Annotated in this window: 10 protein-coding genes and 1 riboswitch; of the genes, 5 read left to right on the top strand and 5 right to left on the bottom strand. The window is 69.6% G+C overall.

The features are described 5' to 3' along the window. Positions 1-16: 16 nt before the first annotated feature. Both QZ749_RS19595 and QZ749_RS19590 read right to left on the bottom strand, forming a co-directional pair. A complete protein-coding gene (locus tag QZ749_RS19595; protein ID WP_296950093.1) occupies positions 17-2,158 on the bottom strand; it encodes a TonB-dependent siderophore receptor in 2,142 nt (713 codons plus the stop codon). An 83-nt stretch (positions 2,159-2,241) separates the two neighbouring features. Beyond that, a riboswitch (TPP riboswitch) is annotated at positions 2,242-2,338 on the bottom strand. Positions 2,339-2,395: 57 nt separating this feature from the next. Then, positions 2,396-3,352 (bottom strand): DUF535 family protein, encoded by a 957-nt coding sequence (locus tag QZ749_RS19590; RefSeq protein ID WP_296950092.1) that lies wholly within the window; start codon positions 3,350-3,352, stop codon positions 2,396-2,398. Positions 3,353-3,631: 279 nt separating this feature from the next. Between QZ749_RS19590 and QZ749_RS19585 the strand changes: the two genes are divergently transcribed. Both QZ749_RS19585 and QZ749_RS19580 read left to right on the top strand, forming a co-directional pair. Then, positions 3,632-4,354, top strand: a complete 723-nt coding sequence (locus QZ749_RS19585; protein WP_296950090.1) for a glutathione S-transferase — start codon at positions 3,632-3,634, stop codon at positions 4,352-4,354. Positions 4,355-4,457: 103 nt separating this feature from the next. After that, positions 4,458-5,321, top strand: coding sequence for a PhzF family phenazine biosynthesis protein (locus QZ749_RS19580; RefSeq protein ID WP_296950089.1), 864 nt, complete (start codon positions 4,458-4,460; stop codon positions 5,319-5,321). Between the two features lie 64 nt (positions 5,322-5,385). Here the strand turns inward: QZ749_RS19580 and QZ749_RS19575 are convergent, their stop codons facing one another. The 3 genes from QZ749_RS19575 to ompR form a co-directional block, all read right to left on the bottom strand. Further along, complete coding sequence (locus QZ749_RS19575) at positions 5,386-5,817, bottom strand: DUF4124 domain-containing protein (protein WP_296950088.1); 432 nt, start codon at positions 5,815-5,817, stop codon at positions 5,386-5,388. A gap of 323 nt (positions 5,818-6,140) precedes the next feature. After that, positions 6,141-7,526, bottom strand: a complete 1,386-nt coding sequence (locus tag QZ749_RS19570) for an ATP-binding protein (protein ID WP_296950323.1) — start codon at positions 7,524-7,526, stop codon at positions 6,141-6,143. 8 nt (positions 7,527-7,534) lie between these two features. Next, a complete protein-coding gene (gene ompR, locus QZ749_RS19565) occupies positions 7,535-8,299 on the bottom strand; it encodes a two-component system response regulator OmpR (RefSeq protein WP_296950086.1) in 765 nt (254 codons plus the stop codon). 246 nt (positions 8,300-8,545) lie between these two features. Between ompR and QZ749_RS19560 the strand changes: the two genes are divergently transcribed. The 3 genes from QZ749_RS19560 to QZ749_RS19550 all read left to right on the top strand — a co-directional run bounded on the left by QZ749_RS19560 (position 8,546) and on the right by QZ749_RS19550 (position 12,907). Continuing rightward, entirely contained in the window at positions 8,546-8,923 is a 378-nt protein-coding gene (locus tag QZ749_RS19560; RefSeq protein ID WP_296950084.1) for a hypothetical protein, read from the top strand. A 162-nt stretch (positions 8,924-9,085) separates the two neighbouring features. Then, complete coding sequence (locus QZ749_RS19555) at positions 9,086-10,990, top strand: flagellar assembly protein A (protein ID WP_296950083.1); 1,905 nt, start codon at positions 9,086-9,088, stop codon at positions 10,988-10,990. A gap of 75 nt (positions 10,991-11,065) precedes the next feature. After that, positions 11,066-12,907 carry a M2 family metallopeptidase gene (locus QZ749_RS19550; protein ID WP_296950320.1) on the top strand — a complete coding sequence of 614 codons (1,842 nt, stop codon included), beginning with the start codon at positions 11,066-11,068 and terminating at the stop codon, positions 12,905-12,907. Positions 12,908-12,955: the final 48 nt, after the last annotated feature.

Below are 12,955 nucleotides of genomic sequence, written 5' to 3'. Positions count from 1 at the left end.
GAACAGCGCCTTTTTTTTAGAAGTCGGCAGTGGCCGACAGGCGGAAGGTGCGCGGTGCTCCGGCCAGCAGGTAACCGCCCAGCGCCGGCGTCACGTCGCGCCAGTAGAACTTGTCGAACAGGTTTTCCGCGCGCGCCCGCAGCGTGACGCTGGTCGTGCCCACCTTCAGGCCGTAGGACGCGCCCAGGCCGAACACGTGGTAGTCCGGCACGAACACGCGGTTCTCGACGTCGAACGCCTTCTTGCCGGCATACTGCCAGGTGCCGTCCAGCTTCAGGCCCGGCACTTGCGGCACGGCGTAGGCCAGCCACGCCGTCGACTTGAAGGCGGGGACGTTGGTGACGCGCTTGCCGTCGATGCTCGCCTGGCCGGTGCCTTCCTGGCGCGTGTTCAGCGCCATCATCGACACGCTCCAGTCGAGGTCGCGCGTCGCCTTGCCCTGGGCCGCCAGTTCCAGGCCGCGGTGCGTCTGCTCGCCATTGCGCACATAGACGTTGGCCGCATCCGTGTACTCCAGGCCCTGGCGGATCTGGAACAGCGCCGCCGACAGGTTCAGGGTATCGCCCAGCGCGGCCTTGGTGCCCAGCTCGACCTGGCGTGAGCGCTGCGGTGCCAGCATCTGGTTCTGGTTCGCCGTCTCCATCGGCGCGATGCCGCCGTTCTGCAGGCCGTGGCTGAACGAGGCGTAGACGTTCCACGCGTCCGACGGGCTGGCCACCAGCGCCACCTGCGGCAGCGTGAACGTGTGGCGGCTGGCGACCCAGCTGGCGCTGTCGCCGACGTATTCGCGGCGGTCGATCTTCACGTGGCGCAGGCCGGCGTGCAGGCTGAACTGCTGCGACAGGCGCACGATGTCCTGCGCGAACAGCGCGCTTTCCTCGTCGCTGCGGCGCTCGAACACGGGGCCGGTGACGCGGTCGGGGGCGACCGACGGCGTGACCAGCGGATGCCAGATATTGCTGTAGCCCACGTAGTCGTAGACGTAGTCGCCGAAGCGGTCGTGGCGCTCCGCGTACGAGGTGCCGACGGTCAGGTCGTGGCGCAGTGCGCCGGTGGCGAAGCGGCCCTGCAGCTGCGCCTGCGCGCCCCACGGCGTCTTGCGCTCGCCGGTGCTCTGGTAATCGTAGACGTCGTAGTCGCCGTTCGCGCAATAGCCCGGATAGTAGCCGTCGCCCTCGTTGCTGCAGCCGTAGGGGAAGGCCGTGTAGTCGTCGCGCTCGAACCAGTGCTTGTTGGCGGCCACCGTCGCCGTCCATTCCGACGCCAGCCGGTAGGTGAAGCGCAGGCCGAGGTTGCCGTCCCTGGTCGTCACCGGGCGGGTCCAGGGCTGGTCGTTGAGCAGCGTCTTTGCCGACACGCCGGTGGGCAGGGTCTCGTTGCGGATCAGCTGGTAGCCCGGCGCCGTGATCTGCGCCTTGCGCTGGTAGTCCATGTCCAGCTGCAGCAGGGCGTCCGGCGTGAGCTGCCAGTCGAAGGCGCCGGAGACGAACTGGCGGTCGCCGTTGGCGCCGCGCACATAGGAATGGAGGTCGGCCGCGGCGGCATTGATGCGGTAGCCGAAGCGGCGGTCGGCGAAGCGGCCGCCGAGGTCGATCGCGCCGTACAGCGTGCCGCGCTCGCTGACCTCGACGGTGGCCGAGCGCAGCGGCGTGCTGGTCGGACGCTTGGTCACGTAGTTGACGATGCCGCCCGGCGCGGCGATGCCGGCCGTCAGGCCGGCGAGACCCTTGAGGATCTCGAGGCGCTCCTTGTTCTCCAGCGGAATCTGGCTATCGCCGGGAATCGCGAAACCATCCTTGCGGTAGCTGTAGTTGTTGTCCAGGGCAAAGCCGCGGATCGAGAATTGCTCGGCATAGCCGACGGCATTGTAGGCGTCGCTCACCGAGGCGTCGAAGCGCACGGCCTCGGTGCTCGACCGGATCGACAGGTCCTGCATCTGCGTGCGGCCGATGGCCGTGATCGAGGCCGGGGTGTCGAACAGCGACGCCTCGCCGAAGCCGCCGACGCTGGCGCGGTCCGTGGCGATGAAGCGGTTGCCGGTGACGACCACTTCGGCCACCGGCGCGCTCGCCTGCGCCTGCTCCTGCGCGAGGACGACGGATGGGAAGGCCTGCACGATCGCGCAGGCGAGGAGGGAATGCTTGAGTCTCGGGTTCATGGTTTGCTCGTCTTCGCGCGCCAGTATGGGACGCGCTGCTTTCATTCAAAAGCCGGAGCCAACTGGGGAAGGGCAAACAAGGAGGGAACTGCTTTGCGCTTTCCTTCGCTGGCATTATCCAGATCAGGTACGAAGGGTATTTCTCACCCGGAAGCGACTCCAGGACCCCTAGCGAAGGCGCGAGTGTAGCACGATGCGCGCCGATGTGGTGCGTTTGTTAATGGACGATATGGTCCCTCATGCCGGTTCGAGCTGCGTGGCGGCGCGTTCGACCTGCGTGCGCTGCAGCAGCAGGTGCCGCTGCAGGACCGTGCGGGCCGATTCGCCGATCACGCGCCAGTGCTCGCGGCGCTGGGCCGCGCGCTTGCGGTGCTTGGACGGCATCTCGGACAGCGGCTTGACGTAGAAGGGCAGCGTGATCAGGTAGCCTTCGCGGCCCGGCATCCCGGTGCCGCCGAGGATCTTCCAGAAGCCGTCGTAGGCGTTCGCGAAGTGCTTGTCGGGCGCCGGGTCGTAGGCGATGTGGCACTCGCTGCGGATCGCCACCACGCGGTCGATGCCGACGGCCTGGGCGATGCCCTGCATGGCGGCGAAGCAGAAGAAGCTCGGCGAGTTGTTGGGGAAGGCGCGTTCGAAGGCGTCGAAGGCGGCGCCGGAATCGACCCAGCGGCCCTGGTTGCGGGCGATGAAGGGCACGACCGGGACCTCGGCGCCCAGCATGGCGCCGGGCAGCCAGCTGTAGGACAGGCGGTGCAGGCACTTGCCGTCCGCGACCAGGGCCACGGTGAGGTCGCCCTCCGCATTGCTGCGCGACGCCATCTCGAGCTGGATCGCGAAGCGGCTGCCCTCGGCCTCGTGCTCCCACAGCGCCAGCCGGCGCTCGCCGTAGACGGCCTGCAGGTAGGCGGCGTCGAACGTGGCCTGCTCGAAGCGGTAGTGGCTCAGCACCGCCTGCACGCGCCGGCGCGCGCTCATGCCCTTGACCAGGTAGTCGCGGTGGCTCAGGTGGTGGAAGGGGTCGTCGTTGGCCGGCGAGGCGAGGTGCTCGCGGTAGACGCCGAGTTCGCACAGGCTGCGGTGGTCGCGGTACCAGGCCAGGACGCGCAGGCTGCGCAGGATGCTCAGGAGCCAGGACGGAAAGCTGTACTGGGTGCGGCGTGCCATCCAGTGGCGGGTCAGGTGAGCGAAAATCATGAGGCGCTCCGGAATACGTTATCGATCGGTCTATCTCGCTCCGCCAGGGGCGGAGGACTTGCTCAACAAAAAAGGTGTGCCGGGTGCTGCGCCGGCACGCACGAGATCGACGTCATCGGTAACGTTTCCCCAGTTGCGGTTTTGTTGTGAACATGTCTCTTGTTGTTAATCTTTTGTTAGGTAAGTTACCAGATGCAAGACTAGCACGATTGCCGCGACGAAGATCGAAATCCTCATGAATAATTGAGTCAGACCGAACAAGATGAGGAGGGCACAACGATGTATGAACTTTTTTATTGGCCCACGATACAAGGACGCGGCGAGTTCGTGCGGCTGGCGCTGGAAGAAGCGGGCGTGGACTACGTGGACGTGGCGCGCCAGCCGGGGGGCATGGCGCGCATGCTCGCGGCGATGGACGGCGCGGATTACCCGTCGTATGCGCCGCCGTTCCTCAAAGGCGACGGCGTGACGGTCGGCCAGACCGCCAACATCCTGCTGTTCCTGGGCCAGCGCCATGGGCTGGCGCCCGCGGACGAGCAGGGGCGCCTGTGGGTCAACCAGATCCAGCTCACGATCGCCGACATGGTGGCCGAGGCGCACGACAGCCACCACCCGGTGGCGACCTCGCTGTACTACGAGGACCAGCGCCCGGAAGCGAAGCGCCGCAGCGCCGACTTCCTCGAAACGCGCATCCCGAAGTTCTTCGAGTGGTTCGAGGGCATCCTGGGACGCGCGGGGCCGAAGCCGTACCTGCTGGGCGAGGCGGTGACGTACGCCGACCTGTCGCTGTTCCAGCTGGTGGAAGGCCTGCGCTATGCCTTCCCGCATGCGCTGGCGCGCATCGACGCCAGCCATCCGCTGCTCGCGGCGCACCGCGCCCGGGTGGCGGCGCGGCCGCGCATCGCCGCCTACCTGGCGTCGACGCGGCGCCTGCCGTTCAACGAGGAGGGCATCTTCCGCCACTATCCGGAACTGGACCGCGCCGACCCGTCCGCGCCGTGACGGGGCCGGTCGGCGGCACGCACGCACGGCCTGGCGCGGGCGGCGCCGGCAGGTTTTCCTGCAAGGCATTATCATCGTCGTTCCAGCCCGCCAGGACCCGCCCATGACCGCCCAGCACGCCACCTCCGTCGACCCTGCCGCCATCCTGCGCATCGCCGCGTTCTCCGACGGCGATACGGGCGGCAATCCGGCCGGCGTCTGGATCGGCGCCGCGCTGCCGCCCGCGGCCGAGATGCAGCGCGTGGCGCGCGCCGTCGGTTTTTCCGAGACGGCCTTCGCCGCGCCCGCCGGCACGGGCTGGCGCGTGCGCTATTTCTCGCCCGCGGCCGAGGTGCCGTTCTGCGGACACGCGACCATCGCGCTGGGCGCGGCGCTGGCGCGCGCGCATGGCGACGGCACCTTCGCGCTGGCGCTGAACGCCGCCGCCATCACCGTCGAGGGCCGGCGCGACGGCGCGCGCGTGGCCGCCGCGCTGCAGTCGCCGCCCACGCGCAGCGGTCCTGCCGACCCCGGGCTGGTCGCGGCGGCGCTGGCCCTGTTCGGCTATGCCGGCGCCGACCTCGATCCGCGCATCCCGCCCGCCGTGGCGCACGCGGGCGCCGACCATCTGGTGCTGGCCCTGTCCAGCCGCGCGCGGCTGGGTGCCATGCGCTATGCACTGGAAGCGGGCAGGGCGCTGATGGCCGAACATGGCCTGACCACGATCGTGCTGGCCTGGGCCGCGTCGGCGCGCCTGTTCCATACCCGTAATCCGTTCGCCATCGGCGGCGTCTACGAGGACCCGGCCACCGGCGCCGGCACCGCCGCGCTGGCCGGCTACCTGCGCGACCTCGGCTGGCCGCACGGCGGGGCCATCGACGTGGTGCAGGGCGAGGACATGGGCATGCGCTCGCGCCTGCATGCCGGCATCGGCCCGGTCCCGGGCAGCTCGATCCGCGTGGCGGGGACGGCGCGCTTCCTGGCCTGAACACGCACGCGGCCACGCGCCGGCAGCGGCGCATGGCGCGGGCCGGACCCGTGCCGGGCGCGGCTCAGTTGGCGATGCCGGCCAGGTGCTGGCGCGGTCCGTCCTGCAGCAGCTGCATGCGCCGCGCTTCCTTGAGCGTGGCGATGTCGCGCGCCAGCGAGGCGGGGCGCTCGGCGGCCCTCTGCTTCCAGGCGGCGTGGCGCATGTCGGCCGGCGGGAGCACGTAACGCTGCAGCGCCGGCGCGGGGGCGGCGGCGGTGGCGGTGGCGGACGGGCCGTCCGGGCCGGACGCACCGGTGTCCCCGCCCGTGCCCGAACCGCCGTAGGCCGCGGCGCCGTCCTGCGCCAGCCGCGTCGCGGTGGCGCCGGCGGGGCAGGGCTGGTCGGTGAACGTCACGTGGCCCGCCGCATCCACGCACTTGACGATGTCGCTGGCGGCCATTGCGGCCGGTGCCGCCAGCAGGGCGGCGATCAGCAGGCTCATTGAACGCTTCATGGTGTCCTCCCGTAGATGCGTCCATCCTGCGCCGCGTCCGCCAGGCGCTCCGTACGTTGCCGCACCCTGCCGCCCGTGCGCAAGCCGCCTGCAGGGCGCGCTGCGGGGCTGCGGCGAGGCTGTCCGACCAGGCTTACACGCAGGCGCGCCATCGATCACCCACGACGGGGCTTGCGCCCGCCGCGCGCGGCCTTATCTGTGCGGTGTAGTTTCCTCAGTGTTGATCGCACTGTCTCTGTCTCTCCGGACGCCCGTCCGGATTTGCCGCCCGGCGCAGCGATGCGCGGGCGGCTTTTTCTCGTGCGGCAGCAGGAAGGGAGGAATCAGGGCGCCAGCGGCAGCGCGAACTGCAGCAGCAGGCCGCCGCCGTCGCGGTTGCGCACCGTGAGTTCGGCGTTGTGGCGGGTGATCACGCGCTCGACGATGGCCAGGCCCAGGCCGGCGCCGTTGGCCTGGCCGCGCGCGCTGTCCAGCCGCGTGAACGGACGCAGCAGCTGCGCGATCTGGTCCTCGGGCACGCCGCTGCCGTGGTCGTTGATCTCGACCATGGCGCGGCGGCCGTGGCCCGTCAGCCTGGCGTGGCAGGCGATGTCGATCTCGGTCACGTCCTCGCCCGGGGTCTTGCCGTAGCGGCGCGCGTTCTCGATCACGTTGTTGATCACGCGGCGCAGGTCGGTCGGATTGCCCAGCACGTGGATGTCCGGCTCCACGTCGGCGGTGACCCGCACGTCCGGCAGGCGTGCGGCCTCGCGCGCGCAGTCCTCGAGCAGCTCGGACAGGTCCACCGTGGTGAAGGTCGCGCTCTCGGTGGGGCGGGCGAAGTCGAGGAACTGGCCGATGATGGCGTCCATCTGGGCGATGTCGGACTGCATGCCCTCGCGCGCCTCCGGCGACAGGCTGGCCATTTCCACCTCGAGCTGCATGCGCGCCAGCGGCGTGCGCAGGTCGTGCGAGATGCCGGCCAGGATGATCGCGCGGTCCTTCTCGAGCTGCTGCAGGTCGTCGACCATCTGGTTGAAGCTGCGGTTGGCCTCGATGATCTCCTGCGAGCCTTTCTCGGGCAGCGGGGCGGGGCGCTTGCCCTGGGCAATCGCGCGCGCCGCGCCGGCCAGGCGCGACAGCGGCAGGTTGACCAGGCTGGAGATCAGCGCCGCGCCCAGCAGGGACAGGGCGCCGACCACGGTGGCCCAGCCGAGCCATTGCACGCGCGTCAGGTTGTCCAGGCGGTCGCGCTCGAGCATCAGCCAGTACTTGTCGCCGTCGATGTCGAAGCTGACCCAGAAGCCGGGCAGGTCGTTGACGCGGCGCGAGAAGCGCGTGTCCGGCCCCAGCTTGGCGCGCACGATGGCGGCGATCTCCGGCGTGAGGAACTTCGCCGGCGGCTCGACCTTGTCGGTCGGCTCCAGCGTCAGGATGCGGATGCCCTCGTTGGAAACCAGTTCGAACAGCAGTTCCGTGCGCAGGTCCGGCGCCGAGTGGGTCAGCGCCGCCTTGGTGATGGTGACGACGGACACCAGCAGTTCGGCCGTCTGCTCGGCCTGCGGGCCGCGCTGGAACACGTTGATCATGCCGATCCACGAGGCCATCGACAGCGTCGTCAGCAGGGACAGCAGGAAGAACGTGCGCCAGAACAGGCCGCTGCGGATCCAGCCGAGCAGGCGCGGCACCGGGCGGGGCTGCGCGCGTGGTTCCGGGTGCGCCGGGGACATCGTGGACACTAGCGCGGCTGGCCTTCAGGGATGAACACGTAGCCCAGGCCCCACACCGTCTGGATGTACAGCGGGCTGGAAGGATCGGGTTCGATCAGCTTGCGCAGGCGCGAGATTTGCACGTCGAGCGAACGGTCGAACACCTCGTATTCGCGGCCGCGCGCCAGTTCCATCAGCTTCTCGCGCGACAGCGGCTGGCGCGCGTGGCGCGCGAACACCTTCAGCACCGAGAATTCGCCGGTGGTCAGGGGCACGGTCTCGCCGTTCTTCTTCAGCGTGCGCGTGCCCAGGTCGAGCACGAAGTCGCCGAACTCGAAGGTCTGCGGGGTCTCGCTGGGCGCGCCGGGGATCTCGTCCGGACCCTTGCGGCGCAGGACCGCGTTGATGCGCGCCACTAGCTCGCGCGGGTTGAACGGCTTGGGCAGGTAATCGTCCGCGCCCATTTCGAGGCCGACGATGCGGTCGACGTCCTCGCCCTTGGCGGTCAGCATGATGATCGGGGTCTGGTCGCCGGCGCCGCGCAGGCGGCGGCAGATCGACAGGCCGTCCTCGCCCGGCAGCATCAGGTCGAGCACGAGCAGGTCGTAGCGCTCGCGCAGCCACAGCTTGTTCATGGCCGGCGCGCTTTCCGCCGTCACGACCTGGAATCCCTGTTCGGTCAGGTAGCGGCGCAGCAGGTCGCGCAGGCGCATGTCGTCGTCGACCACCATGATCTTGGCGGCATGGCCGCCAGTGGCGCCGGCACTGCCGGCAGTCTGAGTGCTTGCATTCATATTTCGGTCGGCATTTGTCAGATTAATGTCGCTATGGTAACTTCATATCGATTGGTGGACAGGTGTAACTGCTGAGGCATTACATTGTGTTACAAACTTTACCCAATTCGCCTTATGCCTCCTGTGGTTTCCACATACACTGCTTTCCATCGGATCACCAATCGCTTGATACGGGCATCGACCCGGGATTCACGCCCCAGTCTTGACAGCTTATCCCCTTACATGGCATCGCGGAAGAGGAACACCATGAACAGTGCGTTCACCAACCATCGAGCAGGAACGAAGGCAGGCCGGCTGGCCAACGCCGCGCGCCGCGCTGCGTTGGCGTGCGTCCTGGTGCTTGGCGCCGGCGCCGCGTTCGCCCAGCAGGGCGGCGACCGCCGCGACAACGGCAACATGCCGCCGCAGGGCATGCAGGAAGGTCCGCGGCCGGGCCGCTTCTACCTGCCGCCGCAGGACCGCGACCAGCGCCAGATGGAACAGCGCGCCATGGAAGAGCGACGCCAGCAGGAACAGAACGAGCGCCGCGAAGGCCGCGGCGGGCGCATGACGCCGGACGAGCGGCGCGATCTGCGGCGCCAGATCAACGAAGCCGGCATGGACCTGTACCAGCGCCGCCGCTGACCGGCGCGGCGTTGCGTTACGAAATTTCATTTCGTAAACTTAAATTTCCTTGCAACAATCTAGTTGCAGTATATTTATTTAATTGCGGCAACATGATACGCTTGCCAGCCTAGCCCCCGGCCCAAACCTTGCCGGGACATCAACCTGGGCGGGAGCCACATCGTGTCCATAGAATCCGTCGTCCCGGCCGCGCGCTTCGCAGGCGCCGCCAGCGGCCCCGAACATTGCATCGCCAGGCGCGATGACGGCGTGTACGCCGACCCGGCCGTGCTCGGCACGACGCTGGTCGCCGCCGTCGACAGCGTATTCCGCTCCGGCCGGTATTTCACCGGCCTCGACTATCCGGTCTTCCTCAAGGCGCTGTTCGGCCACGGCCCCGAGCTGCCGCGCGACGCCGATGGCGCGCCGTGCGTGCGCCTCGCCGCCGACATCGTGCCGTTCGACCCGGCCCGGCGCGCGCTGTACCGCGCCGTCAAGCTGGGCGCCGGCCGCGCGGAATACTATTTCGAGCCGGCCTGGCTGGCCGATGCGCTCGACCCGTCCGCCCCGGAGCAGCTGGTCGCGCTCGATGTCGACGAATTCGTCGCCGACATGTGGCTCAAGGGCATCCGCTGCGGCGTCGACGTGGCCGCCGTGCGCGCCGCCATGGCCGCGGCCCACGCCGGCCGGCCCGACCGCATCGTCGTCGCGCGCCGCATCGAGCCGGTGGCGGGCGTCGATGCCCGCATCGTCGAGGTCACGGACGACATCCGCCGCAACGATGCCCCGCGCCAGCTGGCCAACGGCCGCCTCGACCTGACCAGTTTCCAGAACCGCTTCCCGCAAGTCCAGGCCGGCAAGCGCCTGCTGCAGAAGATTCCCGCCACCACCGGCGAACCGGGCTTCGAGATGTCGGGCGCGGCGCTACCGTCGACGCCGGGACGCGATACCGCGCTGGCGCCCTACGCCGGCCCCGGCACGTCCGTCGAGCGCGCGCGCGACGGCGAATTCCTGGTGGCGACGCAGGCCGGCTTCCTGGCCGTGGACGCCAAGAGCAGCAGCATCTCCGTCGGCGCCAAGATCGTCAGCCACGACGGCGTCAGCGCCCGCACCACCGGCAACCTGCAGCTCAGCGCCGACTACGAGGAGTTCGGCGAAGTCCAGGAACTGCGCGTGCTCGAAGGGGAGAGCATTACCGTGCACGGCGACGTGTTCGGGCGCCTGGTCTCGCGCGGCGGCACGATCCTGCTGCATGCCAACCTGATGGGCGGCAGCGCCCACAACCGGCGCGGCGACATCCGCGTGGTCGGCCTGGCCTCCGGCGCCGTGCTGCAGGCCGAGGACGGCGCGGTGCTGATCGAGCGCGCCGACAACTGCGTGATCTCGGGCACGCGCATCCGCATCGCGCACGCCGTCAACTGCGAGATGATCGGCGACGAGGTCGAGGTCGGGACGGCCGAGGGCTGCGCCATCGCCGGCCGCCGCGTGACCATCGAATGCACGCTGCCGCGCAAGCAGAGCGAAATGCTGGTGGCCGTGCTGCGCCCCGACGACGGCCGCATCGACGAAGCGCTGGCCGCGGTCGGCCAGCGCGTGGCCCAGTTCGGCGAACTGGCCGCGCGCCACAAGGCCGAGATGGAGGCCATGACGGGCAAGCCGGACGTGCGGCGCTACCTGATGGTGGCGTCCAAGGTGCGCAAGAACGAGATCGCGCTGTCGCCCGAGCAGGCGCGCCAGTTCCAGCGCATGGGCCAGGACGTGGCGCCGGCGCTGAAGGCGATCTCCGACGTCTCGGCCAGGATCAAGGCGGCCGAGGCCGAGCGCGCGGCCGGCCTGCAGATGCTGGCGCGGCTGGAGGCGCAGAAGCGCGACGCGGCCAGCGTGGCCGCGGTGGCGGTGCGCATGGTGCAGGGCGAGACGCACGTGCGCGTGCTCGGCTACGACCCGGCCGCCAACAGCGCGCCCTACCGCCTTTCGCCGCGCGAGATCCGCACGCGCCTGCGCGGGCCGCAGCGCGGCGAGCTGCTGTTCTCCGGCGCGGCCGGCCAGGTCGCGTGGACCAGCGAGGCGGCGCTTTCCGAAGACTGAGGGTCGGCGTATACTCGGGCGCCGGCCACGCGCCGGCGACATGACATAACCGAGGGGACCGACCACTTGAAAACGATGCATCCGATCCGCCAGCCGCGCCTGGGCGCCGTGCTGGCCGCCGCGCTGTGCGCCAACGCCATGCTGGCGCTGCCGGCCGCCGCCGCCAGCAAGGGCAAGCCGACCGTCGCCGAAGCCGAGCGCTTCATCGCCGACGCCGAAGCGCGCCTGGAAAAACTCGGCCTCGACGCCGGCCGCGCCGAATGGGTGGCCGAGAACTTCATCACGCTCGACACCGAGACCATGACGGCCCAGGCCAACGAGCAGTACCTCGGCCTGGCGGGCGAGGTCGCGCTGGCCGCCGGCCGCTACAAGGACCTGGCGCTGCCGGCGGCCAGCGGCCGCAAGCTGATGCTGCTGCGCCAGAACCTGGTGCTGTCCGACGACGCCGACCGCGCCGCCTATGCGCGCCTGGCCGCCAGCATGACGGGCGCCTACGGCAAGGCGAAATACTGCCCGCCGGGCGCCGCCAGGGACGCCTGCCTGCCGCTGGGCGAGCTGGAAAAGATCCTGGCCACCAGCCGCGATCCGGCGCGTTTGAAGGAAGCGTGGCTGGGCTGGCACGCGCAGTCGCCGGCCTACAAGCAGGACTACGCGAAGTACGTCGAATTGTCCAACAAGGGCGCGCGCGCGATGGGCTATGCCGACACCGGCGCCCTGTGGCGCGCCCGCTACGACATGGCCCCGGATGCCTTCGCCGCCGACATGGAGCGCCTGTGGCAGCAGGTGCGCCCGCTGTATGCGTCGCTGCACACCTATACCCGCTTCAAGCTGCGCCAGGCCTACGGCGCCGCGGCGGTCCCGGCCAGCGGCCCGATCCCGGCCCACCTGCTGGGCAATATGTGGGCGCAGAGCTGGGACAACCTGTACCCGCTGCTCAAGCCGGCCGACGACGCCAGGGGGGAAGACCTGACCACGCTGCTGGAAGCGCGCAAGACCACGGCCGTCGAGATGACCCGCTATGCCGAGGGCTTCTACACCTCGCTGGGCATGCGCAAGCTGCCCGAGACCTTCTGGGAGCGCTCGCTGCTGACCAAGCCGCGCGACCGCGACGTGGTCTGCCACGCCTCGGCCTGGGACCTGGACGGCAAGGACGACGTGCGCGTGAAGATGTGCATCAACCCGACCGCCGAGGACTTCCGCGTCATCCACCATGAGCTGGGCCACCTGTACTACGACCTGGCCTACAGCAAGCAGCCGGCGCTGTTCAAGAACGGCGCCAACGACGGCTTCCACGAAGCCATCGGCGACACCGTCGCGTTGTCGATCACGCCGGCCTACCTCAAGAAGGTCGGCCTGATGGAGCGCGAACCGGATCCGTCGCAGGACATCGGCCCGCTGCTGTACACGGCGCTGCAGAAGGTCGCCTTCCTGCCGTTCGCCTACATGGTCGACAAGTGGCGCTGGCAGGTCTACGGCGGCCAGGTCAAGCCGGCCGACTACGACAAGGCCTGGTGGGCCCTGAAGGAACAGTACCAGGGCGTGGCGCGCCCGGCGCCCCTGGGTCCCGACGGCTTCGACGCCGGCGCCAAGTTCCACGTCGCCAGCGACACCCCGTACGCGCGCTACTTCCTGGCCCACGTGCTGCAGTTCCAGTTCCACCGCGCGCTGTGCCGCGAGGCCGGCGACACCGGGCCGCTGAACCGCTGCTCGATCTACGGCAACAAGCGGGCCGGCGCCAAGTTCCAGCAGATGCTGGAGATGGGCACCAGCAAGCCGTGGCCGGAAGCCCTGAAGGCCGTGACCGGCGAGGACCGCCTGGACGCGACCGCGATGCTGGAGTACTTCGCCCCGCTGAAGGCCTGGCTCGACGAGCAGAACCGCCAGCTGGCGCTGACCGACGCCCAGGTCAAGCAGTAAACCCATGGGCGCATGCCGGCCGGCCCCGCCGCGGGCCGGCCGGCAGCC

This window comes from uncultured Massilia sp. (assembly GCF_913773735.1).
GTDB lineage: Bacteria > Pseudomonadota > Gammaproteobacteria > Burkholderiales > Burkholderiaceae_D > Telluria.
The sequence above is the reverse complement of the archived record's forward strand: the minus strand, read 5'-3'. Positions and strand labels throughout refer to the sequence as shown.